The organism is Hymenobacter koreensis (genome assembly GCF_039541855.1).
In the GTDB taxonomy this organism is placed as follows: domain Bacteria; phylum Bacteroidota; class Bacteroidia; order Cytophagales; family Hymenobacteraceae; genus Solirubrum; species Solirubrum koreensis.
Genome location: NZ_BAABHA010000002.1, coordinates 920,281 through 942,861 on the forward strand (window position 1 = coordinate 920,281; position 22,581 = coordinate 942,861).

Annotated in this window: 21 protein-coding genes; 10 read left to right on the forward strand and 11 right to left on the reverse strand. The window is 57.9% G+C overall.

Annotated features, from left to right (window positions below; genetic code table 11):
• The first annotated feature begins 261 nt into the window (after positions 1-261).
• The 4 genes from ABD903_RS06815 to ABD903_RS06830 all read left to right on the forward strand — a co-directional run bounded on the left by ABD903_RS06815 (position 262) and on the right by ABD903_RS06830 (position 2,451).
• A complete protein-coding gene (locus tag ABD903_RS06815; RefSeq protein ID WP_345222529.1) occupies positions 262-564 on the forward strand; it encodes an SMI1/KNR4 family protein in 303 nt (100 codons plus the stop codon).
• Positions 565-987: 423 nt separating this feature from the next.
• Positions 988-1,500: a hypothetical protein gene (locus tag ABD903_RS06820; RefSeq protein WP_345222531.1), complete on the forward strand. Its 513-nt coding sequence runs from the start codon at positions 988-990 to the stop codon at positions 1,498-1,500.
• Positions 1,501-1,532: 32 nt separating this feature from the next.
• Positions 1,533-1,895 carry a DUF4180 domain-containing protein gene (locus ABD903_RS06825; RefSeq protein ID WP_345222532.1) on the forward strand — a complete coding sequence of 121 codons (363 nt, stop codon included), beginning with the start codon at positions 1,533-1,535 and terminating at the stop codon, positions 1,893-1,895.
• Between the two features lie 19 nt (positions 1,896-1,914).
• The gene (locus tag ABD903_RS06830) at positions 1,915-2,451 is read left to right on the forward strand and encodes a GNAT family N-acetyltransferase (RefSeq protein WP_345222534.1); all 537 of its coding nucleotides are present in this window, start codon (positions 1,915-1,917) and stop codon (positions 2,449-2,451) included.
• A 712-nt stretch (positions 2,452-3,163) separates the two neighbouring features.
• Here ABD903_RS06830 and ABD903_RS06835 read toward each other — a convergent pair.
• Positions 3,164-3,847: an SGNH/GDSL hydrolase family protein gene (locus tag ABD903_RS06835; RefSeq protein WP_345222536.1), complete on the reverse strand. Its 684-nt coding sequence runs from the start codon at positions 3,845-3,847 to the stop codon at positions 3,164-3,166.
• Between the two features lie 160 nt (positions 3,848-4,007).
• On the opposite strand from ABD903_RS06835, the gene ABD903_RS06840 reads away from it, so the two are divergent.
• On the forward strand, positions 4,008-5,483 hold the full coding sequence (locus ABD903_RS06840) for an alpha/beta hydrolase family protein (protein WP_345222538.1): 1,476 nt from the start codon (positions 4,008-4,010) through the stop codon (positions 5,481-5,483).
• A 95-nt stretch (positions 5,484-5,578) separates the two neighbouring features.
• On the opposite strand, the gene ABD903_RS06845 is transcribed toward ABD903_RS06840, so the two are convergent.
• The 7 genes from ABD903_RS06845 to ABD903_RS06875 all read right to left on the reverse strand — a co-directional run bounded on the left by ABD903_RS06845 (position 5,579) and on the right by ABD903_RS06875 (position 14,936).
• Complete coding sequence (locus tag ABD903_RS06845) at positions 5,579-7,528, reverse strand: DUF4974 domain-containing protein (RefSeq protein WP_345222540.1); 1,950 nt, start codon at positions 7,526-7,528, stop codon at positions 5,579-5,581.
• Positions 7,529-7,568: 40 nt separating this feature from the next.
• Positions 7,569-8,633 carry a FecR family protein gene (locus ABD903_RS06850; RefSeq protein WP_345222541.1) on the reverse strand — a complete coding sequence of 355 codons (1,065 nt, stop codon included), beginning with the start codon at positions 8,631-8,633 and terminating at the stop codon, positions 7,569-7,571.
• A gap of 63 nt (positions 8,634-8,696) precedes the next feature.
• A complete protein-coding gene (locus ABD903_RS06855; RefSeq protein WP_345222543.1) occupies positions 8,697-9,527 on the reverse strand; it encodes a DUF4249 domain-containing protein in 831 nt (276 codons plus the stop codon).
• 21 nt (positions 9,528-9,548) lie between these two features.
• On the reverse strand, positions 9,549-11,942 hold the full coding sequence (locus ABD903_RS06860) for a TonB-dependent receptor (protein ID WP_345222544.1): 2,394 nt from the start codon (positions 11,940-11,942) through the stop codon (positions 9,549-9,551).
• Positions 11,943-12,076: 134 nt separating this feature from the next.
• Positions 12,077-12,811 (reverse strand): head GIN domain-containing protein, encoded by a 735-nt coding sequence (locus tag ABD903_RS06865; protein WP_345222546.1) that lies wholly within the window; start codon positions 12,809-12,811, stop codon positions 12,077-12,079.
• Between the two features lie 91 nt (positions 12,812-12,902).
• Complete coding sequence (locus ABD903_RS06870) at positions 12,903-13,496, reverse strand: RNA polymerase sigma-70 factor (protein ID WP_345222548.1); 594 nt, start codon at positions 13,494-13,496, stop codon at positions 12,903-12,905.
• 135 nt (positions 13,497-13,631) lie between these two features.
• Positions 13,632-14,936: an MFS transporter gene (locus ABD903_RS06875; protein WP_345222549.1), complete on the reverse strand. Its 1,305-nt coding sequence runs from the start codon at positions 14,934-14,936 to the stop codon at positions 13,632-13,634.
• Between the two features lie 200 nt (positions 14,937-15,136).
• On the opposite strand from ABD903_RS06875, the gene ABD903_RS06880 reads away from it, so the two are divergent.
• The 4 genes from ABD903_RS06880 to nth all read left to right on the forward strand — a co-directional run bounded on the left by ABD903_RS06880 (position 15,137) and on the right by nth (position 17,557).
• On the forward strand, positions 15,137-15,694 hold the full coding sequence (locus ABD903_RS06880) for a DUF6799 domain-containing protein (protein ID WP_345222551.1): 558 nt from the start codon (positions 15,137-15,139) through the stop codon (positions 15,692-15,694).
• A 361-nt stretch (positions 15,695-16,055) separates the two neighbouring features.
• The gene (locus tag ABD903_RS06885; RefSeq protein WP_345222553.1) at positions 16,056-16,691 is read left to right on the forward strand and encodes an RNA polymerase sigma factor; all 636 of its coding nucleotides are present in this window, start codon (positions 16,056-16,058) and stop codon (positions 16,689-16,691) included.
• The gene (locus ABD903_RS06890; protein ID WP_345222555.1) at positions 16,630-16,860 is read left to right on the forward strand and encodes an anti-sigma factor; all 231 of its coding nucleotides are present in this window, start codon (positions 16,630-16,632) and stop codon (positions 16,858-16,860) included. Before ABD903_RS06885 ends, ABD903_RS06890 begins: the two co-directional genes overlap by 62 nt.
• Positions 16,861-16,882: 22 nt before the next feature.
• Entirely contained in the window at positions 16,883-17,557 is a 675-nt protein-coding gene (nth, locus tag ABD903_RS06895) for an endonuclease III (RefSeq protein WP_345223098.1), read from the forward strand.
• Here nth and ABD903_RS06900 read toward each other — a convergent pair.
• Together ABD903_RS06900 and gldB are read right to left on the reverse strand one after the other, a co-directional pair.
• Entirely contained in the window at positions 17,554-18,753 is a 1,200-nt protein-coding gene (locus ABD903_RS06900; protein WP_345222556.1) for a glycosyltransferase family 4 protein, read from the reverse strand. The genes nth and ABD903_RS06900 overlap by 4 nt on opposite strands.
• A 13-nt stretch (positions 18,754-18,766) precedes the next feature.
• Positions 18,767-19,780, reverse strand: coding sequence for a gliding motility lipoprotein GldB (gene gldB, locus ABD903_RS06905; RefSeq protein ID WP_345222558.1), 1,014 nt, complete (start codon positions 19,778-19,780; stop codon positions 18,767-18,769).
• Positions 19,781-19,888: 108 nt separating this feature from the next.
• Here gldB and ABD903_RS06910 point away from each other — a divergent pair, with 108 nt between their 5' ends.
• Positions 19,889-20,578, forward strand: coding sequence for a porin family protein (locus tag ABD903_RS06910; RefSeq protein ID WP_345222560.1), 690 nt, complete (start codon positions 19,889-19,891; stop codon positions 20,576-20,578).
• An 82-nt stretch (positions 20,579-20,660) separates the two neighbouring features.
• Here the strand turns inward: ABD903_RS06910 and ABD903_RS06915 are convergent, their stop codons facing one another.
• Positions 20,661-22,268: an Rne/Rng family ribonuclease gene (locus tag ABD903_RS06915; protein ID WP_345222561.1), complete on the reverse strand. Its 1,608-nt coding sequence runs from the start codon at positions 22,266-22,268 to the stop codon at positions 20,661-20,663.
• Between the last annotated feature and the right edge of the window lie 313 nt (positions 22,269-22,581).

Genomic DNA, 22,581 nt, shown 5'->3' on the forward strand with positions numbered 1-22,581 from the left:
AATCTGCTAACACCCAATCCGGCCGGGAAGGTTTCGGCTAATGGCTTTAGCCGGTTGGGACTGCCGAAGGTACGACGGGAACGGGGTTGGGTGGGTAGGTTATGGCGGATTAGCTTATACTGGAGTTTCTTCTGGCCTTCGAGAGCCGTGCCAACATCAGTGGCCTTGCCAAAGGTTGATCATGAATAGGACGGTGGCTCCCGAAACTCGGTAGCTTTGATTGTTTCACAAACTCAGATGTTAGGTATAATTGACAAAATCATGAAAAGAAACGATTGGAAAACATTTAAAAAGAAATCCGAAGAAAAATTTGAAAAAATAGAGGTTAATTACGTAAACGTTTGGGGCTTCCAAGAGCAAAAAAATACAAAGTGGAATACAGGTTTGAGCACAGAAGAAATAAAAGAACTTGAAAAACATTTTGGATTTTCTTTACCAAAAGATTACTATGAGATGTTGAAAACTATCAACGGGTTCGACAAAGATCATATTTCCATTAACCCTGACAAAAAAAAGACGAAAGAGAATTCCAAAGAAGATGCTATAAATATCCAGATGATTTAGAGCAAACAAAATGGCTTATTAAAGAAGCACATGATTACATCGAGGATGCTAAGGAAGCTTTGAATATTAATGAATTTAACTGCGAAATAGAAGGCTTTGTCCCCTTATATGGTCATAGAGCACTTGTGGTTCTAAAAGACAAAACCAAATCACCGGTGTTATCTATTTGGGGCAGCGACATTATTGTTTACGGAAACACATTATTCGAATACTGGTGCAATAAATTTGGGTTAAAGTATGAACAATAAACACACCCAAATAAGTATTTTGCGTCAGTCGAGCTGAGATGTCAAATCCATGCAGCCTTTCGGCTGCGCATAATGTCAAGCAGTGAAGAGGAAGCTCTTTCAAACGCCTGCCTTTGCAAGCATAGACAAAGTAGCATGTCTACGCCCGAAGGCTCGTCAACTACAGCTAAATACAATGACCAGAACTGACCTAAAAATCATTACCTTCTTCCTGCTCTATTTCTTTGTTGGTAGCTGGGGAGTATATTTTTATGAATATGCGGAAAGCCAGAAAGCACTTCACCTCTCTTTCAAGTGGTTTATAATACCATCTGCTGTATTAGGCGTTGCTTTGTCATATTATGTTGTATTTCTCAAAGGGACAGAGCAGGCCATATGGAGAAAGATATTAGGCTCAGTAGCCATACTACTCGTATTTATTATGGTTTTTACAGTATCTACCCAAGGTTTTATCATCCTTTGGAACGCCCAAATTGGTAATCAAGAGAAAGTCGTATTAAGAGGCACGATAAGCGAATTAGATTACCCAGAAAAGAAAAAGCCCTTGAACTCATACGCTGTTTTTATAAACCTCGACAGCACAAAAGAAAACATTAACCTAACTGTCCCTACAAACGACTATAGAGTAGGGCAACGTTTTGAAAGGTCTATGACCAGAGGCTCCTTAGGAATTGTCTATAGTCACTAAAAAAAGGCACCAGCGTATCCAGGAGTACCCTTATGGAAATCAACACCCATACCATCAGCGGCATCCAAATTACCGAAGTACTTTCTTCTGATTTGGTAATCAAAACCGCAGCCGACGGTGTTGATTTACTCGGCAACCTGTATTACCAGAATTACGACAGCATCATCCTGCACCAGGCGAACATCACCCCGGCTTTCTTCGATCTGAAAACCGGCATAGCCGGCGAAATCCTGCAGAAGTTCTCCACCTACCGGGTTCGGCTGGCCGTGGTGGGTGATTTTACCCAGTACGCCAGCAAAAGCCTGCAGGACTTTATTGGCGAGAGCAACAAGGCCCGGCACATCAACTTCGTTGGCTCTACGGCCGAGGCATTAGCCGTACTTTCCCAGCACTAGCCCGCCCGCCGCCCAAGCTATGACCGACCTGCACTTTGCCCACTACCGCATCCGCCCGCTAACCCCAGCCGACCTCCACCCCTACTTTGAGATGGTGGAGCGCAACCGCCCGCGCTTGGAGCAGTTCTTCACCGGCACCGTGTCGCGCACCCGCACCCTTGCCGATACCCAGGATTTCCTGGCCGACATTGCCGAACGCCGCCAAGCCAAAACTTACCTGCCCTTCGTCATCCTCGACGAGGCTACCAACCGATTCATCGGCTTCCTCGACCTGAAGAACATCGACTGGAACATTCCGAAATCGGAAGTGGGCTGCTACATGGACGCCGATGCGGCCGGCCAGGGTGTGGCTACCCAAGCGTTCCGCCTCTTCTGCGACTATTGCTTCGCCGAGTTCAAGTTTCAGAAGCTGTTTCTGCGCACACACGAGAGCAACACAGCTGTCAGGCGCGTGGCGGAAAAATCCGGCTTTGAGGTGGAAGGCGTAATTCGCCGCGACTACAAAACGACGGCGGGTGAAGTGGTAGACCTGATTTACTACGGCCGGCTGAATTAACAACGTCAATGCGCTGAATCAGACCGGAAAAACACTAGTGCAATAGGCGCTTGCACTCAACGACTTTTTTTGTCGCTACTTTAGGTCCGGATGAAAAAGCACCTTTTCTGGCTTATTGTAGGCAATCTGTGTTGCTGCTGTAGCACTCCCGCCACTCGCCAAAATCAGGAGTTTGAGGCCGCGTTCCGTCGTTCATTAAGTCATGTAGCCACACAAACCCACGACTATGAGGTTATTCGATTTGATAGCCTAACGTCCTTTCCATGGGATAGTGTGTACTACTTCACGGAACACGAACAAAGCCGTTCTATAAGTATTATGATTGGGTTTGCATGGGAAGGCCCAAGTGTACCTGATGGGCGCAAGCGCCTTATGTTCGTTTGGAAGCAGCAAGTTGTCTCGTTTTTCGATTTTAGAACCAACGGCTCTTCAGATCCAGCCTCTGATGAGGCTGCACTACCCATACACTTGTGGTCTTGCAAGCCCGCTGCACGAGCTTCCTGGTCTAGAACAGAAGCTCTATTCGCTGTAAACCGTTATTGTCAAGAGGGCACGGTAGAATTTGAGTTCGTGCCTTTACAATGCCTTGGTACCCCGTTGAGGGAATTGTTAGAACTTCACTGTCCCGCTGCTACCGTTGCTGCTGAACCCGGTGAATCGGCAACGAAGTATTAATTCACTGGCATTTCTACTAGTTTTTAGCTAGTGCTGGCTACTTCACCAAATACGGCTCCACAATCTTGGTCCACATTTCGTAGCCGGGGCGCGTCATGTGCAGGCTGTCGGCGCGGTACAGTTCGGGGCGAGGCTTGCCGTTGGGGCCCAGCATGGGCGTGGCCACGTCGGCGTACTGCTGGTGGCGGTGCCAGCGGCAGTAGCGCCGAATGCGACGGTTGGTTTCCTTCATTTGCGGCCAGGCGCTCCAGCGCGAAGGGCTGGGCTTGATGGCCAAAAACAGCAGCTTGGCCTGGGGCAACTCGCGGCGCATGCGGCGGGCAAAGTCGCGGAAGGCGTCGTACACCTGGTCGGGGGTTTGGCCGTACACGAGGTCGTTGTCGCCTTCGTAAAGCACCACCTGCCGGGGCTGGTACTTCACAATGAGCTGCTCGAAGAAGTAGCTGACGTCGGGCGTTTGCGAGCCGCCAAAGCCGCGGTTGAGCACCGCACGATTGGGGAAATCGGCGGCCAGGGTGCGCCACGCCAGAATGGTAGAGCTGCCCGTGAACACAATACCACCCAGCGGCGGGGGCGTGAGGCTGTCCTGGCGGGCAAAAGCGGCCACGGCCTTGGCCCATTGCTGGGAGTTAACCGCCGGCTGGGCCTGCGCCATCGAAGCCAGCAAAAACAGCCAGCAACCCACCGCCAAGCGGAGGAAAAGACGTAATTGGTGAGGCATCGGGTAAAATTAGCAGAGCACAAAGGTATAACACGCAGGATTCGAGGCTAACTATAATTAAAGCCTACCGTATGTGGCCTCGGTTGGTTTGCGTAAATTTGGTATTCTTCGAGCCGAATATTCACCCAATCGACATACCGCCCACCTTTTTTGTAACTTTATGAAGATTTTTTTACGCATTCAATTAGTATTCTGCCTGCTCCTGGCCGTGGCTGAGGCGGTAGCGGCGCCCCCTGTTAAAGCCAATTCGTCGCTGGACGGCTACTGGAAAGGCCTTTTCCGCGTGCCTAGTGGCACCTGGGACTTGGCCCTGACTATTGTTCCGCTCTCGAACGGCACGCTGCACGCCACGCTCGATGTGCCGTCGCAGCAAATCAGCCGCATGCTTACCAAAGTAGAGGTGCGTGGCAGCGAAGTGACGCTGCGCATTCCCGAAGCCGGCAGCCGTTTTGTGGGCCAGCTCAGCGCCGATAAGAAGAAGATGACCGGCGTGTGGTATCAGCCCGGTATAAAGGCAAACGTGGTGCTCGAAAACCACATTACCAAGCTAACGGCCGCCAACTTCCGCGCCAAGCCCCCTTACCGGGAGGAAGAGGTGGTGGTGCCTAATAAAGTAGATAAAATCCGCCTTACCGGTACGCTTACCATGCCGCAAGGCAAAGGGCCGTTTCCGGCCGTGGTGCTGGTTTCGGATTCGGGCCCGCAGGAGCGCGACGCTACCGTGGATAACTTCAAGATGTTTGGCATTCTGGCCGACTACCTCACCCGCCGCGGCATTGCGGTGCTGCGCTACGACGACCGGGGCGTGGGCAAATCCACTGGCAACTACGCCTCTGCCACCACTGCCGACCTCGTGAGCGACGCCCAAGCGGCTATGGGCTTTTTGCGGGCCCACTACAAGATCAATAAAACGCAGGTGGGCATGATTGGGCACGGCGAGGGCGCTAACGTGGCCCTGCTGGCCGCCAGCGAGAAAAACGCCCCCAATTACATCGTTTCCCTGGCCGGATACGGCTTGCCGGGCCAGGAAATTCTGAAGCGGCAGCAGGTGGAAATCCTGCGCATGATTGGGGCCAACCCCAACCAGGTGCTGAACGCGCTGAAGTTTCACCAGCAAATGCTGGATGTTATTCGCCAAACGCCCGACAACAACCTGGCCCGCGCCAAGGTATCGGCCATGATGCGCATTGGTAACGCCGACATGGATTTCTCCATGCTGCATGCCCGCGCCAACCAGCTGACCTCGCCGTGGTACCGCTACTTCATTGATTTCGACCCGCGCAGCTCCCTGAAGAAAGTGAAATGCCCGGTGATGGTGCTCAACGGCACGAACGACTTGCTGGTGGCGGCCAATAAAAACCTGCCGGCGCTGCAAAAAGGATTGAAAACGAACGGCAACCGTTCGGTCTTCGTGTCGAAACTCATCGGTGCCAACCACTGGTTTCAGTCCGACCCCGACCAGTGGCCCATCATCGACGGGCGCCAGCAGGCCACTTTCGCTCCTAAGGCCCTGGAGCTGATTCACGACTGGGTGGAGCAGTACAGCTACACGCCCCCGCCCGCCAAAACCACCAACCCGCGCAAGCTTGCGGCCACGAAAGGTGGCAAAGGCGTAGCGGCCAGCGTAGCGCACTAGCTTGTTTTAACGCCCAAAGCGGCCCGGTCTTTTGCCACTAACGCTGGCACAGGCCGGGCCGCTGGCGTTGGCGCCTGTTCCGTACAGTGTGCTACCTAAAAACGAATGCCGGTGGTGTAACCTACCCAGCCCAACACGCGGCTAGAGGCGTTGCCTTCGTCGAGCAACAGCGTGCGGCCTTCGGTCAGGCCCGAGCCGATACCGCCCAGCTCGGCATCGTAGCGCTGAGTTACCAGGATGCTGAGCACGGGCCCAGCCACCACGCGCACCCGTCCGCCGGCCCGAAACGGGGAATATCCCATCAGCAAGCGAAACTGGTTTTGCAGGTTCAGGTAATCGGTCCAGCCATTGGGCTCCTCGCTCACCTGCACGGCCACCGCATCGAGCGTGAAGCTAAACCGATGCGAAGCCAGCACTTCAGAACCCACGCCGTAACCCAGGCCCCAGCGCCGCTTGCTGGCGCTGCCGGGCTGAATGGCGCCGGTAAAAAAAGTATAGAAATGGGGCGAACCGCCCAGTTTCAGGTTGGCCTGGGCCAGCCAGGTTTCCGAGTTGGTAAGCTCCAGCCGGTGGTAGCCGTGGCGCACCAGGTTCAGCGGAGCCAGGCTCACGCCGTTCACTGAGTCGGCAATATTGAGCAAGCCCGCTAGCTGCACCCCGCGCACATTCCGGGCTACGTTAAACAGACCGGCTGCCTGCACGCCGCGCACCTCCCCTAACGACACGTTAAACAAACCGCCTGCCTGCACCAGAAACTCACCGTCGGCAGTGCCGGTTTTGGCTGGCCCGGAGTAGTTAAATAAGCCCGCCGTTTGCGCGCCAGCCATGGGCCGCGTGGCCACGTTAAACAAGCCCGCCGACTGCCAGCCTTCCCCACTGCCACCCAGCACGTTAGCCAAACCGGCACCTTGGTAACCTTGTAACCGTTTACCCACCACGTTGGCGAGGCCTGCCACCTGCAGCCCCGTCACCGAGTCGCGCGAAACGTTGAATAAGCCGGCTGCTTCTACCCCGTCTACGCCCGCCGAGTAACCGCCCAGCACGTTTAGCGAAAAGGTGTTTACCGTTTGGCCGCTGCGCAGGCCGTTAGAACCCAGTGGGCCGAGAAAGGAAATTTGAGCCGTCTTGGTGTAAGTCGGCCGGGTTGGCGCTTCGGGCTCTTGATCCTCTTCTGGCTTTGCCGCTGGCTCTGTGGTCGGAGTGGGCTGAACGGGGTTGCGGGCTACCGAGTCGGTGGGCACTATGGCCGGGGGCGTGGAGGTGCTGGTAGAGGCGGTTGCGCCGGCTTCGTCGGCGGGCGCGGCAACGGGCCCAAGCTGCGCCTGACTGGGCGTTTCAGCCGTTGCAGTGCTGCCCTTTGCACCCGAAGCGACACTTGCTTCGGTCGGTTTTGCATCTTTCCGGTCCGATGTCGGCGCGCTGTTGGGTTTGGAGCTGACTACAGCTACGCCCTTGCTCTTCGTGGCAGCGGTAGTAGGCTTGACAGGATTGGACTTCGGCGTAACCTTATTCTTAGGAGCTTCCCGCACCGGTACACGGGCCTCCTGTACGTGTGGCTTGCTGCTTTCGGCCGGCGCCACGGTTGGTTTCGGCCCGGTACCCGTTCCCGGCAAAGGTGCCGCATTGGGTGCGCGGTCCACGGTAGCTTTGCTAACGGTTGTCGTCGTTGCGGCCACGGTGGCGGCTGCGGCCTTATCGACAGCTCGTACTTTGGGCTGGGCGCGGTGCAGCACCACTTGGTCGCCCACCAGCTCATAGCCTATGTTCTTGTCGCGCAGCAGCTCGTTCAGCACCGCACGTAGCGGCTGGTTCTGCACGCTCAGCGTTACCGGCTGTTGCAAGTCCAGGGCAGTGTTGCTGTAGGAAATACGCACGCCGTACTGGCGGCGCAGCGTACGCAGCACCGACTCCAGCGGGGCCTGGTTGAAAGTCACGGTTACTTTGCGCTCCATAACGGAGCCGGGCCGAACCTGGGCGTTCGTGGCGGAAGGAGAGCCGGCCAGCGCGCAAAGCACGGCAGTGGCCAGGCAGATGCGGTGTCGCATTGCAAAAACTAATCAGAAAGCGAGAGGAAGGCAAGCCGGGCTATTGGCAGCCCGGTCCGTCAAGGGTGTAGCCGTCGGCCGATTGGCTCACGGACAAGTTGGCCGACAGGCTCACGACGCGCAACACCTGCGGCAGGTTAGCGCTGCGGAAAGTGCCGGTGAAGCGGCAGTTGGCCAGTTTAGGCTGGCTAAGCTCCACGGGTGTGCCGTAGTAGCGCGAGAGGGTTTGGGCTACCTGCCCCAGCGGTTGGTTGTCGAACACCAACTCGTCGTGCTGCCAGGCCCGGAAGTTGGGGTCGGTAATAGGTTTTTGCACGGCTACGGCGGGTGCATTGCGGCGAATAACGCCGCGCAGGCCAGGCGTCAGCAGCACCGAATCGGCCGCGGCTACTATGCGGCGGGCGGGACTGAACGCCACGCGGCCCGTTACTACCGATACCTCCACCGAGTCTTCGGTGCCGTAGGCACGCACGTTAAACGAGGTTCCCAGCACCCGGGTGCGGGTGTCGCCGGCCAGCACCGTAAAGGGTCGGCCGTGGTCTTTTCGTACCTCAAAAAACGCCTCACCCTGCAGCTGCACCACGCGTTCAGCTTGGTTGAAATCGGCGGCGTAGGTGAGTGTGGAGTTGCGGTTCACCCACACGCGGCTGCCGTCGGGCAAAGTAGCCAGTTGACGCTGGGCACCGGCGGCCACGGTTACGGGCTGCGCAGTCGGGCGCAGTTGCAGGAAGTTGCGCGCCACGGCCCACACACCAACCAGCAGCAACACGGCCGCCGCTACCCGCAGCCAGGGCTGGGCCGGGCTCCACATCGATACCACTTTGGCTTCGGACGCTACGGCAGCCGCGGGCTCAGCGGCGGTTTTCAGGCCGGCCGTTACGCTAAAGCGCTGCCAGGCCCGGTCCACGTCGGCTTCGGTAAATACCTCGGCCACGTTGCCGCCCCGTTCCCAGGTGCGCGTGGCATCGGTGAGCACGCGCAGGCGGCGCGGATCGGTCGTTAGCCAGCGGTGCAGCTCGTCCTGCTCCAATGCGGTAGCCTCGCCGGCCAGGTGCTTGGCCAGTAAGTCCCAGGGGGCTTCCGTATCGGAGTAGAAATCGAGCATGGCGGAGAGTTGGGTCTGAAATTCGGGAATTTCTGGGAAGTAGCGCCGATTTTTACGTTCGTGCTACTCCGGCTGAATAACGATAGAGGCCGAGCGTAGCGCCGTGCCGGCAAAGTACCCGACGGCTTTCGGGCCGTTCGGATTCGTGTTCAGCACGTTGGTACGCACGTTCGCGGGTGGGGTAGCAAATAGGCCCACGTTGTTGATCTGGGTGAACATCTCGTTCAGGAAGAAGAAGTAGTCGCGCGGCAACGAGAGCAGCTCCACGCGCACCCGGTCGCCCACGCGAAACGGACGGTCCGTCAGCTCCACGTCGCCGATGTACTTCCCATCGACCAGTTCGTCGGAGGTTACCACCAGTTCGTCGGGGTCGTTACGCAGCGTGTCGTTTTGGTAGAGCTTGAAGCGGTAGTAGTCGCCCACGCCGGGCAGCTCGGGGCCGTTGTACAGAACGTAGTAGCCATCGGACCAGCCGGTTTCGTTGCGTTTGTACTGCTGCTCGAACCGGTCGATTTCCGGCACGCGCTTGATTTCGGTGTTGGCGCGGTACTCTTGGCCTTCGGTGCGAATGGTTAGCACGTAGCGGTTCCCAATTTTGCCGCGCAGCTGGCTGGTTTGGTACTGGCCGGGCTCGATTTCGCGCAGGGTTTCGGTGGCGCCTTCGTTGTCGGTAAGTACGAGCTCGGCGCCGCGCACGGCGGGCGGAGTTTGGTCGGCGAAATACGGGCCGGTTTTGGTCAGGCGAATGGTGTACGGGCCGGGCTGGTCAGTGATGTTGCCTTCCACGGCCAGTTGGGGCTCGGGGTCGGGCAGGTCCACGTCCACCACATCGGTGCAGCCGGAGAGCAGACCAATGGCTAGCAGTGAAGCGAAAGAGAAGAAACGGGCAAGCATAGCAGGCGGGGGCCGCGGCCCTTAAAAGTTGAAGTTATAGGACACCGAAGGCAGCACCGTGCCGAAGACCGAGAGGCGCACGGCCTCGGTTTGGCGGGGGTTATCCTGGTTCTGGCGGAAGTAAATGCCGTAAGCGTTGCGGCGGGCGTAAGCGTTGTACACCGAGAATACCCATTCGCTCTGCCAGCGCTGATTGGGCTTCTGGCGGTTCTTGAGGGTGGCGCCAAAATCGAGGCGGTGGTAGGCAGGCACGCGGTAGTTGTTGCGGGCGTCGCCGCCCACCACGGGTACCACCAGGCCTTCGTACACGAAACGGGCGTTCGGGAAGGTAGTGGCCACGCCGGTGCCGTAGGCAAAATTGGCCGACACGAACAGCCGCTTGCTCACCTCGTACAGACCCACCACTGAGAGGCTGTGCGTTTTGTCGTACTTGTTGGGGTACCACTTGCCGGCGTTCAGCCCGTCAATCTGACGCTCCGAGCGGCTCAGCGTGTAGCTCACCCAGCCCGTGAGCGGCCCTTGGTTTTTCTTCACGTAGAACTCGGCGCCGTAAGCGCGGCCGTCGCCGTAAAGCAGCTCGCCTTCCAAATCCTTGTTGAGCAGGGTGTTGGCCCCGTTCACGTAGTCGATTTGGTTGCTCATGGTCTTACCGAACACCTCCACCGACGCCTCATATTGGTTGTCGCGCAGGTTGCGGAAGTAGCCTATAGCCACCTGGTTGCCGCGCTCGGGCTGTACGTTGTTAGTGCTCGGCGTCCAGATATCCAGCGGCGACGAAGCCGTGGTGTTCGATACCAAGTGAATGTACTGCACCGTGCGGTTGTAGCTGGCCTTCAACGAACTGGTTTCGTCGAGCGTGAAGCGCAGCGAAGCCCGCGGCTCCAGGTTGGCGTAGCGCTTAATAACCTCGCCGTTCTTGGTATCGCGCCCGTTCACGGGGTCTTTGCGTTGGCCCACGGCGCCCACGTAATCAAAAACACGGGTACCGCTGCCCAGAAAATCGAATACCGAGAGGCGCAGGCCGTACTGCGCCTGCAGGCGGGTCGAAATGGTTTGCTCGTTGTCGAGGTAGGCAGCGTACTCGCCAGCCTGCTGGGCGTCTACTTTCAGGCCGATGAAAATGGATTCGGTGCTCAGCGGCTTCACCGTGGCCGGGTTAAAATGGTAGCGCGTGCCGCTTACGCCCCCCGACAGCGTGTTGCTGGCATTGAGCACGTAGCTCAAATCGGCTTTGCCGGTGTAGTTACGGATATCGGAGGTCCACTCAAAAGCCTGCGTGCCGTTCGGTACCCCCAGGGCGTAGTCGTACTCGGCGGCCACGGCCGAGAAATTGCCGATCAGGCGGGGCGAGAACTGGTGCGTCCAGCGGACGGTGCCGCCGGTGTTGCCCCAGTCGTTCTTGAACACGTTCGCGAAGTTGAACACGTCGCGGCCCCGGTAGCCGGTGAGCTGCAGCTGGTCGCGGGCGCTGAAGCGGTGGTTCACCTTCACGCTCAGGTCGTAGAAGTAGGCCTGGTTGTTTTTTTGCTCGGGCACCAGCTTCAGGAACAGGTCGCCGTAAGAGCGGCGTCCGGCCAGCACCACCGAGGTGCGGTCTTTGATCAGCGGCGCTTCCACCGCCAGCCGGCTCGAAATCAGGCCGATGCCGCCGTTTACGTGGAGGCGGTCGGCGGCCTGCCCATCGCGCAGGCGCACGTCGAGCAGCGAGGAAAGCCTGCCGCCGTACTGGGCCGGAATGCCGCCTTTGTAAAGCTTCATGCTCTCCACGGCGTCGGGGTTAAAGGCCGAGAACAAGCCGAACAGGTGCGAGACGTTATACACCGGTATTTCGTCCATCAGAATCAGGTTCTGATCGATGCCGCCGCCGCGCACGTTGAAGCCGGAAGCACCCTCGCCCACCGTGGTTACGCCGGGCAGCAGCTGAATGCTGCGCACCACGTCCACCTCGCCCAGCAAAGCCGGCATGAGCTTCACGGTTTTCATGTCGAGGCGGTTCACGCTCATTTCGGGCTTCTTGATGTTGTCTTCGGCCCGGGCACCCTGCACCAGCACTTCCTGCGTTTGCACGCGCTGGGCCGCTAATTTCACCGAGCGCGTTAGGTCACCGGTTAGCTCCACGCGTTCCTCGCGCGGCTCGAAGCCGATAACCTGGAACGTGATGACGTGGGCGCCTTTGGGCAGTTGGAGCGCATAAAAGCCGTTTTCATCGGTGTTCACCCCAATGCCCAGGGCCTTTACAAACACCGAGGCGCCAATGAGGGCTTCGCCGGTGGCCCCGTCGCGTAAGTAGCCGCTCAGGGTTACTTTGGCCGTGGCCGCCGGTGCCGGCCGCGGCGCGTCGGCCGACTGACTTCGGGCGGGTTGGGCTGCCAGCCACAGGCCCGCCGTCAGGCCCAGATAAAGGGTTGTTTTCATAGTAGGTTTTTCAGCGCGGTGGTTTTCCGAGTGACGAGCAGAAACCGCCGGAAAAGCGCAATGATGGAAGCAAGTGAGAATGAAGGCTGAAACCGGGAGGGGCAGTTCCAGCGCCCTTCGTTTCAGCGTTGAGTTTAGTTGCCGGTCAGGACTTTGCCCGAACCGCTGATGCGAGTGGTAACCAAGGGCGTGCCGCGGTAGTACACAGTGCCGCTGCCGCTGATTTCGGCGTTCAGGTTACGGCTGGTGTACACGTAGCTGCGGCCCGAGCCGCTGATGTTCACATTGGTATCCTGGGTAATGAGGTCGTAGGAATTTACCCGGCCCGAGCCGCTGATGCTGATGGTGTGCGTGGGCGCCGTGCCGCGCAGGTTCACCTCGCCCGAGCCCGAAATGGTGGTGCGCAGGCTGTTCACGTTGGCCAGATCCAGATCGGCCTTGCCCGAGCCCGACACGCCTACCCGGAAGCTGTTGGCCGACCAGGCGGAGTTGCTGCGCAGGCTGCCCGAGCCGGCTACCTCTACTTCCGACAGCGACGGCACCGTGATGTAAATGCGGATGGGGTCGTGGCTGCGCACGTTCACGCGGCCGAACTCAATTTCGAGCTGGTCGCCGTTGAGCTCGGTTTCCAGCACGTCCAGAATATTGCGCTGCGCTTCGATGCGCACTTCCTGCTGCGGGCCTTGGGTAATAACCACGTCAGCGTCTACTTTCAGCTCCACGCGGCTAAAGGCGTTAAGCGTTCGGGTTTCCGACTGGGTGGGACCGGTACCTCGCACGCGGGGGCCGAACGAGTCGCCGTCGTGGTTGCAGCTGGCCGTGAGCAGCAGAGTCGAGAAGAGCAGGGACGGGAGCCAGTTTGTTTTCATAGCGGGTAAGCTGGTTGGTTTAGTGGGTTTCTGGAGTTAAGACCCGCAACCCCACTCCTACCCCCACGCCGACTTGAAAAATATTTATGCTTTACCACCCCAACCACACTAACACCCACATCGTCAGGCCCGAAAAAAAGCCACTGAGCTGCTGCCGCAACAACCGCAGCGCCTTGCCCATCTGGTTTTCCACGGTTTTGGGGGCCACGTCTAGCGCCTCGGCTATCTGCTGGTAGCTGAGGCCTTCCTGCCGGCTCATCAGAAACACGGCGCGGCACTGCGGCGGCAGCGTTTCCAGCGCCTCGGCCACGGCCTGCTCGGCTTCATGGCCGTTAAGCCCCTCGTCGGTGGTATTGGCCGAGGGCTCGGCTACGTTGGCATCGTCCCAGGCTACCTGCCGTTTGCTGCGCTCGGTGTGGCGCAGGGCCGCGTTCATGGCGGCGCGGTAAAGGTAAGCTTTGTAGGTGCTGCTGATAACGAGCGTGTCGCGGTTGTTCCACACGCGCAGAAACACGTCCTGCAACAGGTCTTCGGCCACGTCGCGGTCTTGCACCACCCGAAAAATCACGTTGCCCAGCGGCCGGTAGTAGCCTTTGAAGAGCGCCTGCATGAACGCTTCGCCGTCGGTGCGCTGCAGCTCCGCTAGCCGGATTTCTAGCGCATCGAGGGTTGCTACTTCGGGCATGACGGCGGGGTGGGCAGGCAGGCGGCGGAATCCTTCAGCCCGTGGACTGAAGCGCAGCAAATGTACGCCCTCACCAGAATATAGCTGCACCAACGTGTTGTTCCACAGCTAACATGATTGGGTGATAGAGCGGGTTTACGCCACCGCTCCTTCTTTCGGCGTCAAGTCCAGTACACGTAATTTCTTGGCCCGCCACGCTGTAACCGCCACCACCACCAGCGTCATGGCGCCACCAAAAACCACCGAGGGTACTACGCCCATGAGCTTGGCCACGGAGCCCGATTCAAACGACCCGATTTCGTTGCTGGACCCAATGAAGATGTTGTTTACCGCCGAAACTCGCCCTTTCATGTACTCGGGCGTGTAAGTGTGTATGAGCGTGGAGCGCACAATAACCGACACCGAATCGAAGACGCCGGTCATGAACAGCAGCAGCAACGACGCAAAGAAATTCCTGGACAGCGCAAACAGAATGGTGGCAGCCCCAAAACCGGCCACAGCCCACAGCAGCTTACGCCCGGCATGGCGCCGCAGTGGGAAATACGTCAGCAGCACCGCCATTAGCACCGAACCCACGGCCGGCGCGGTGCGCAACATGCCAAAACCGTTTGGCCCGACCTTCAGAATCTCATCGGCGAAAATGGGCAACAGCGCCACCGCGCCGCCAAAGAGCACCGCAAACAAATCGAGCGACAAAGCCGCCAGCACGATTTGGTTGCTGAAAATAAACCGAATACCCGACAGCACGCTCTCCTTCAGACTCAGCACCTCTCCTTCCCGAGCGGGCAAAGGCCGGCTGCCGATGGTGGTGAAGAGCAGCAGCGACACCACCGTTAGGGCCAGGTCCACGCCGTAGGCCGTGCTAAGCCCCGTCATGGCCGTCCCGCCGAGGTGAAATAAGCTCTGAGCCACAATCCAGCCCCCAATAACAGGCCCCAGTACCGACGATGCCTGCCAGGTGGCGCTGTTCCAGGTTATGGCGTTGGCGAGCAACTTACGGTTGGGCAGCAGTTGCGGCATAAACGAAAACAGCGCCGGCCCCAGAAAGCCCCGCGCAATTCCGCTCACAAAAATGACCGCGTAAATCGGCAGCGTGTGGTACTGGGTAAGCGCCCACGCGCCGCTGGGCCGCGTGAACAGAAACAACGCCAACGAGCACAGCATAAACACCGTCAGCGCCGTTATAATAATGCGCTTGCGCGGCACCGAGTCGGCCACGTGCCCGGCATATAACGACACCACAATGCTGGGAATGGCTTCGGCCAGACCAATTAAGCCCAGCGCCAGCGGGTCTTTGGTGAGCTGGTACATCTGCCAGCCCACCACCACGGCCTGCATTTGAGTGGCTATTACCAAGCACACCCTCGCCGATATCAAACGGCGGAAATCGGGAATGCGCAGGGCAGCGTACGGGTCGTGGGGTTGGGCGGAAGTCGTCATGAAAACGGAAGGCGCAAAAGTAGCCACCCGCGGCGGCTCCGCCGCTATACCGCCGGTTCGGCGTTTTGTTGCCTTGGTGTTGTCTTTTCCATTCGCTGCTACTTCCTGCCTCCCCATTTAAGCCGGCAGAACGGCTGGCCAGCCGCCTACGTACACCTGCTTCGGTGCCCGCGTTTCCATCCCGAGGGTTCCGCTACGGTATGCGTTTTCGCTTCCTGATTGCAGCCTTACTGATGCTGACTTCCGCAGTGGCTTCGGCCCAAACCGCTTCCACTCCCACGTACAGCCTGAAAGACGGCGCTTTCCGGCAAAACGGTGTGACCATGCGCCTGCGTGCCGGGCAGGCTTCCCGCCTCGAAGGTCCTATGACCCTCAACGACGGATCGGTTATTAACCCCAGCGGCATTTTGGTAAAGAAAGACGGCACCCGCCAACTCTTGCCCGAAGGCCGGGCGGTAAATATGCAGGGCGAAGTGGTGGGCCTTCGCGACGACATGCAATCGGCCCAGGCCATTGAGCAGCGTAACCAGCAGGCCGGTGGCGGCGGCGAAACGCGCATTGTAACGCCTGGTTCCAGCGGCCCGGCCGTTTCGCCCAAACAAGCGCAGCAGCTGCGCCAACTGGAGCAACGCTTTGCCCTGCTCCAGCAAATGTCCGGTAAGCTGAACGACCGCGCCACCCAGGCACTGAGTACGGCGCCCAACGCCACCCAGTTCGATGCGCAGCTGCGGGCCATCGACACGCAATTGCGGCCTTAACCCATACTAGAGCCCGCGAAGTTTTTTTACAGTTTTGCTCTGCCCTGATGAAAACGGGAGCCTCGGTTATTTTCGGGGCTCCCGTTCTGCTTTAAGCAACCATAGTAAAAACTATATGAATACTGACAAACAAAATGTTAGTACTCAAAACACATGGTTATTGCGGCTCTATTGATACGCTCAACTGTATCCGTCGAAAAAAAATCATCACTAAACCACTATGCTGTATTGCGCAGGTGGTGGCATAACTCTACATTTGGTAGCATCACTTCTTCATGTGACGTTCGTCGTCCTTATAAATTTCACCGGTAGCTGCACAATATGGCATAAAGCTCTACGTTCCCTTAACCGTACAGCCTTTATGGAACCCATGCAGCCGAGCGACTCCGCGTTGATTTCGCTCTACATTGCCGGCAAAGAAGAAGCCTTCGCCCTGTTGCTCGAACGGCATAAGCGCCGCGTATTCACCACAATCATGCTGATTGTGAAGGATACCGTGGTGGCTGAAGACTTGCTGCAAGATGCTTTCATCAAAGCGGTACACACCATGAAAAGCGGTCGGTACAACGAGGAAGGAAAGTTTTCGTCGTGGATCTGCCGCATTGCCCACAACCTGGCCATCGATAATTTCCGCCGCCAAAAGCGCAATCCGCAGCTCAACCTCGACGCCACGGGCCATGCCTTCAATTCCCTCACTTATTCGGAGGAAGGAATTGATGCAACTTTGACCCGCGACGAAACCCACGCCCGGCTTCGGGAGTTAATACAAGAGCTGCCGGCCGCGCAAAAGGAGGTGTTGATCATGCGTCATTACGGCGACATGAGCTTCCAGGAAATTGCCGACGCAACGGGGGTGAGCATCAATACGGCCCTGGGCCGTATGCGCTATGCGCTCATCAACCTGCGGAAGAAAATGGCCGCGCAACCTGTATTCTATGATCAAAACCTTTACCCACGAGACGCTGCTCCGGTATGTGTACAACGAGTTGCCAGCTGAGCAGCAGCACGAAGTAGAGCAAGCATTGGTGCACGACGCCGACTTGGCCGCTCGATGCGCCGACCTGCTCCTCGCCCAACGCTGTCTCGACGCGCTGCAAAGCACGCCCAGCGACCGGGCCGCCCAGAACATTCTCCAATACTCGCGCACGTTCCTGCGCGCCAGCTAAACCGTTTGTGCCCGTAGCATCCATGCCCCGGGCCGAGCGGTTTCGCCGTTTTCTGGCCTACTTCACCACCCATTTCCCCGAGCCCGAAACGGAGTTGCACTACCGCAACCCGTACGAGCTGCTGGTGGCTGTGGTGCTCAGCGCGCAATGCACCGACAAGCGCGTGAACCTGATTACGCCCCCGCTCTTTGAGCAATTTCCTACCCCGGAACGGCTGGCAGAGGCGTCGGTGGAAGATATATTCGCCCTGATCCGCAGCGTATCGTACCCGAACAACAAAGCCAAGCACCTTGCTGGGCTGGGCCGCATGCTGGTGCAGGATTTTGGCGGTGAAGTACCCAGCACGCTGGAGGAGTTACAGCGCCTGCCCGGCGTAGGGCGCAAAACGGCTAACGTTATTGTGTCGGTGGTGTATAACCAGCCGGCCATGGCCGTGGATACCCACGTGTTTCGGGTGTCGCACCGCATTAGCTTGGTTCCGCGCACGGCTACTACGCCCTTAGCAGTGGAGAAGGGCCTGCTGAAATACACCCCGCAGAATTTGGTGCCCAAAGCCCACCATTGGCTAATTCTGCACGGCCGCTACATCTGTGTGGCGCGCAACCCCAAGTGTATGCAATGCCCCCTCACCGACTTCTGCAAGTACTTCGCCGATAACGTAGCCCCCAAGCTGGAGCCCATTGTAGCACCAGTTTAACCGGCTGCCCGCTCCAGAATTTGCTGCACCGTGGCGGCCATTTGTTGGCGGTCGAACTGCGCGTGGGCTACCTGCTGCCCGCGCAGGCCAGCGGCAGAAAGTTTGGGAGCATCGTTTAGAGCCGTAGCGAGGGTGTGGGCTAAGGCGGTGGCATCTTCGGGCGGGGAAAACCAGCCGCAACCATGCGTTTCCACGAAGGCTTTGGTCCAGCCGCCATTGGTAACCACCACCGGCGTACCCACGGCCAGGCTATCGTAAAACTTGGCTGGGGAGTTGGCATCGAGCACGGGTAAGCCCAGGAAGGGCGCTACTGATACGTCAGCTAGCCGGAACCAACTAAAAACCGCGTGACGCGGCTGCGGTGGCACCAATCGAATGAAAGGGTGCTGCGCAGCGGCCTGGGTGAGTAAGTCGGTGTAAAAACCGTGACCCATGAACAGCCAAACCACGTCGGGGCAGGATGCCGCCAGCTTGATTGCCGCTTCAATAAGCATCGGAATGCTGTTGGCCCGGCCAAAAGTACCGGCGTACAGTACCACCCGCCGGCCCTGCAGTCCTGCTTCCTTCCGTAACGCCTCCACGTTTTCCTCGGAAGCATGAGTGACCAGGTCAAGGTCGGTGCCGTTGAGCACGGTGGTTAGCTTGCTTTCCGGAATGCCCAGCTTGCGCACATACGCCGTCATGTCGGGCGAGAGCGGAATAATGTGGCTGGCCGATTGATACAGGCTCTGCTCCATGGCGTAAAGCCGACGCTGCGCCATGGCATTCGGCACCGCTCCCATGGCAATGGGAAACGCTGGCCACAAATCCTGCACCTCGAATACCCACGGCACCCGGCGCAGGCGCGCCACCCGGGCAGCGGCCCAGGCGGCCGTGAGCGGCGTACTAATGCCCCAGATGACATCCGGCTTGTCTATCCGCAGCCCTTCCCACAGCGCGTAAGCCGCATATTGCCCGAACGATATGGCCCGCCGGACCACGCCCATACGGTTGTTGTAGGCTACCTGCGCGGCCCGTATTTCCACGCCTTCGGGCACCCACGGAAACCGATGCGTCAGGCGCTGCTGCTCCCACGTGTTGGTGGTAATAAGCGTAACGCGGTGCTGGCGGGCAATGTGCGCCAGCAAGGAGTAATGCCGGCTGGTAGTCGGGCAGTCGGGATTAGTATGATACTGGCTAAAAACAGCTATGTGCATCCGGGCGGCGCGTTTAACTGCGCGGCCGCGGCCGGTAGCGCGACTCGGTTAGAATGCGTTGCGCATCTTTCATCTCCATGAGCTGCGCCAGCGTTACGTTCGGGTGCTCGGCCATGTACTTGCGCACAATCTGCCAGCCCAGCCACTGCCCAATCCGCCCGGGGCAGGTTTTGTCGATTTCGGGCACGTTAGGCCGCTCACCCACGTACTTCTGAATCTGGAATGGAGAAGTGTTATACAATAGGTTCTTCTGCAGGAAATGCCCCCATATTTTAGCTTCGTTGTAGTTTACGTTCGTGAGGTCTTTGCCCGAGAAGCCAACCAGCAGCGAATCATTCGTGCAAGGCAACACTTTTTCGGCGAAGTACAGCGCTTTCCCGAACTGCACCATTTCGCTTAGCATGGTGGTATTGGTCAACTCTTTCTTGTTGTACTTGCTGGAAATGGCTAAGGCAGCCGTGGGCATCACGTACTCGCGGCGGTAGCGCCGCAAGATGTAGTTGGGCACGTTGGGACGGTACACGGCATCGGGCCCCACAAAAAAGTCGGTGCTAACCACCATCAGGCTGTCGTTGGCAAACAGGTCTTGGCTGAGGCCGCTCACGAACGTTTTCACCTGAGGCACCGGAAAATCAGGGAAGTTGTAGCGCACATACTGAAACATGCGCTGAAAATCACCCTGCCATTTCTCGGTGTCGCGAAAGGTAGTGTCGGCTTGGGCAGCCAGCTTCTGCAAGCCTTCGTTCGTGGCCAGACGCGCCAGGGTTTGCTCCAGGATAGGCTCTGGCACCCGCCCACGCTGCAGGAAATTACGGGCGAAAAGCGGGTGTTTATCCAGAAACTGCCGCGCGGCCTCGGGGGTCCGGATCTGAAAAAACGGCTTTTCCAGTCGTTCCAGCTGCACCGGCGCTTCTACCCGCGCTACTTCATCGGGCATTTCGCAGCGGGAACTGTCGGTGTTGCAGCTACCTAGTAACAGAACGGCGGGCAGCAGGGCAGCCAGCCAATGGCGCAAAGGCAAGGGCATGTGTCGGAGAGGCTTCTATATTTGAGGCGAAATTAGCCAAAACCCAGACCCCAACGGGTCCGGTGTCCGTAACAACGCCTACCGATACCGTTCGGTGTCCTGCCTCCCATGAAAAAAGCACTATTTGCCCTGGCCCTGCTCATGGCCGGCGCCGCCACTACGGCTACTGCGCAAGTTGAAATCGGCCTGAAAGTGTCGCCCAGCATTACCAGCCTGCGGGTAGACTCGCCCTCGGGCCGGGCTTTTGCCTCCGACGGCAGCAAGTTTGGCATCGGTGGTGGCCTGGTAGTCGATTACTTCTTCGGACAGAACTACGCCTTCAGCACCGGCCTGATGCTCACCAGCAAGGGCGGTACCATTACGTACCGCGACCAAACCAGTCCCACAAACCCGGATGAGATAACGCGTACGCAGAAAATCGGCCTGCAATACCTTGAAATACCGGTTTCGGTTAAGCTCTTCACCAACGATATAGCCACCGATGTAAAGCTGTACTTTCAGGTAGGCGCCACCGCCAACGCCTCGGTGGGCGCACGCGTGAACGAGGGAAAATTCTTCACCGACCCATCTACCGGTGTTGAGTTGAAGGCCTCCAAGCACTTCATCATTCCCGATGCCGCGCTGCTTGGCGGCTTCGGCGCCGAATACCAATTGGGCCAGAGCACCAAGGTATTTGCCGGCGTTTCGTACCACCGCGGTCTGTTTAACATCGACCGTTACTTCGAGAAGGAGCGTAACGTATCCGGCGTAAGCATCAAGAACACCGAAGTTGCGCTTGATTTCGGCATCAAGTTCTAGTAGTTACCCTAAAAAACAAACGGCGCCCGTGGCTCTGGCTGAGTCACGGGCGCCGTTTGTTTTTACGGCTACGAAACGTACGCTAATCGTCCGATTCGTCGTCGCGGTCTTGCAGACTGTTCAGTTCAGCAGCGCGGCTGTGGAGTTCAATGTCCTCACCCCGCTCGTCCTGAATACGGTAATCGGTCAGGCCTAAGCTGGTGTCTTTCACCACCTTTACCCACTTATAATACTTCAGGTACCACTTCATCTGCTTGCTTACCAAGCCCTTGGTATAGTAAGCGTGCAGGAAGGGATGCACATGCAGGGTTAGGCCGGAGTGGTTCTGGTTCACCAGCAAATCGGCAATGCTGGTATCGATTTCGTCGGTAACCAGAATAGAAGCCGTGATTTTGCCGGTGCCGCCGCAGGTCGGGCACAGTTCCGTGGTAATAATGTTCTGCTCGGGGCGCACGCGCTGCCGCGTGATTTGCAGCAAGCCAAACTTGGTGATGGGCAGAATGGTGAACTTGGCGCGGTCCTGCGCCATAATGTTATACACCGTGTCTTCCACCTTCTTGCGGCTGTCGCCGGAGCGCATGTCGATGAAGTCGACCACCACAATACCGCCCATGTCGCGCAGCCGCAGCTGCCGCGCCACTTCTTTAGCGGCGGCCAGGTTCACCATAAGTGCGGTGGCTTCTTGGTCGCTTTGCTGGTTGCTCTTGTTACCCGAGTTTACATCGATAACGTGCAGGGCCTCGGTGTGCTCGATAACGAGGTAGCCGCCGCCAGGCACGGTCACGGTTTTGCCGAAGAGGGTTTTGAGCTGCTTTTCGATATCGAACTGCTCAAACATCTTCGTCTTGCCGGTGTAAAACTTCAGCAAGTCGGGTTTGTCGGGCGCAATCTGCTGCAGGTACGTCTTCAGCTCGTCGTGCATGGCCTGCGAGTCGACGTGGATGGCGTCGAACGACTCGTTGAGCATGTCGCGAATCATCGACGACGTGCGGCCCAGTTCGCCCAGAACCTTGTCGTTCGGCTTGGCCGTGCGCAGGTTTTGGTACAGCCGCTCCCACATGCTCACCATGTTTTGCATGTCGCGGTCGAGTTCGGCCACGTCGCGGCCCTCGGCTACGGTGCGAATAATCACGCCGAAGCCGTCGGGCTTAATGGAAGCAATAAGGCGCTTGAGCCGGTCGCGCTCGGTGCGGCTCACAATCTTTTTCGATACCGAAATGGTATCCGAAAAAGGCATGAGTACGAGGTAGCGGCCGGCCATGGAGAGGTCGGAGGAGAGGCGCGGGCCCTTGGTTGAAATCGGCTCTTTCACGATTTGCACCAATAGCTGTTGGCCTTTCTTGAGTACGTCGGCCATTTTACCAACTTTCTCAAGGGCAGCGTCGCGCGGGAAGCCTTTCAGGTGCGCTACCGGTGCTTTGCCGGTGTGCACGAGGCGCGTCCACTTAGCCAGCGTCTGGAATTGTTCGCCCAGGTCGCCGTAATGCAGAAAGGCGTCTTTCTGATAACCGATATCAATAAACGCGGCGTTCAGGCCAGGCATCACCTTTTTGACGGTGCCCAGAAAAATGTCGCCAACCGCATAGTTGGTGTCGTTGCGGTCGAAGTGATATTCGATCAGCCGCTTGTCCTGCAACAGGGCAATCCGCTCGCCTTCCTGAGTAGAATTAATGATTAATTCGTTACTCAATGGAGTTCGGGGTTAGCCGGCTGTCCGGACGTCGTAAAAGGGCCGTATTTCTCAGAAAAGCCAAGAAGGGAAGCCAGCACTGGAGGTGCCAGCTTCCCCTACAAATGGTCCACGGGGAAAACGCAACCGATAGCCACGCCCGGGAGCCGACGGGGTGAAACATAGGGTACGCGGCAGCCTTACGGCTAAAGCAGCACCCAGTAAACCCCCGCGGGCTTACTTCTTCTTATGACGGTTCTTGCGCAGACGCTTCTTCCGCTTGTGGGTGGCAATCTTATGACGCTTTCTCTTTTTACCGCAGGGCATGAGCTGT

Coding starts and splice junctions, on each gene's coding strand:
- ABD903_RS06815 (WP_345222529.1), top strand. CDS start 262: ATGAAAAGAAACGATTGGAAAACATTTAAAAAGAAATCCGAAGAAAAA.
- ABD903_RS06820 (WP_345222531.1), top strand. CDS start 988: ATGACCAGAACTGACCTAAAAATCATTACCTTCTTCCTGCTCTATTTC.
- ABD903_RS06825 (WP_345222532.1), top strand. CDS start 1,533: ATGGAAATCAACACCCATACCATCAGCGGCATCCAAATTACCGAAGTA.
- ABD903_RS06830 (WP_345222534.1), top strand. CDS start 1,915: ATGACCGACCTGCACTTTGCCCACTACCGCATCCGCCCGCTAACCCCA.
- ABD903_RS06835 (WP_345222536.1), bottom strand. CDS start 3,847: ATGCCTCACCAATTACGTCTTTTCCTCCGCTTGGCGGTGGGTTGCTGG.
- ABD903_RS06840 (WP_345222538.1), top strand. CDS start 4,008: ATGAAGATTTTTTTACGCATTCAATTAGTATTCTGCCTGCTCCTGGCC.
- ABD903_RS06845 (WP_345222540.1), bottom strand. CDS start 7,528: ATGCGACACCGCATCTGCCTGGCCACTGCCGTGCTTTGCGCGCTGGCC.
- ABD903_RS06850 (WP_345222541.1), bottom strand. CDS start 8,633: ATGCTCGATTTCTACTCCGATACGGAAGCCCCCTGGGACTTACTGGCC.
- ABD903_RS06855 (WP_345222543.1), bottom strand. CDS start 9,527: ATGCTTGCCCGTTTCTTCTCTTTCGCTTCACTGCTAGCCATTGGTCTG.
- ABD903_RS06860 (WP_345222544.1), bottom strand. CDS start 11,942: ATGAAAACAACCCTTTATCTGGGCCTGACGGCGGGCCTGTGGCTGGCA.
- ABD903_RS06865 (WP_345222546.1), bottom strand. CDS start 12,811: ATGAAAACAAACTGGCTCCCGTCCCTGCTCTTCTCGACTCTGCTGCTC.
- ABD903_RS06870 (WP_345222548.1), bottom strand. CDS start 13,496: ATGCCCGAAGTAGCAACCCTCGATGCGCTAGAAATCCGGCTAGCGGAG.
- ABD903_RS06875 (WP_345222549.1), bottom strand. CDS start 14,936: ATGACGACTTCCGCCCAACCCCACGACCCGTACGCTGCCCTGCGCATT.
- ABD903_RS06880 (WP_345222551.1), top strand. CDS start 15,137: ATGCGTTTTCGCTTCCTGATTGCAGCCTTACTGATGCTGACTTCCGCA.
- ABD903_RS06885 (WP_345222553.1), top strand. CDS start 16,056: ATGGAACCCATGCAGCCGAGCGACTCCGCGTTGATTTCGCTCTACATT.
- ABD903_RS06890 (WP_345222555.1), top strand. CDS start 16,630: ATGATCAAAACCTTTACCCACGAGACGCTGCTCCGGTATGTGTACAAC.
- nth (WP_345223098.1), top strand. CDS start 16,883: ATGCCCCGGGCCGAGCGGTTTCGCCGTTTTCTGGCCTACTTCACCACC.
- ABD903_RS06900 (WP_345222556.1), bottom strand. CDS start 18,753: ATGCACATAGCTGTTTTTAGCCAGTATCATACTAATCCCGACTGCCCG.
- gldB (WP_345222558.1), bottom strand. CDS start 19,780: ATGCCCTTGCCTTTGCGCCATTGGCTGGCTGCCCTGCTGCCCGCCGTT.
- ABD903_RS06910 (WP_345222560.1), top strand. CDS start 19,889: ATGAAAAAAGCACTATTTGCCCTGGCCCTGCTCATGGCCGGCGCCGCC.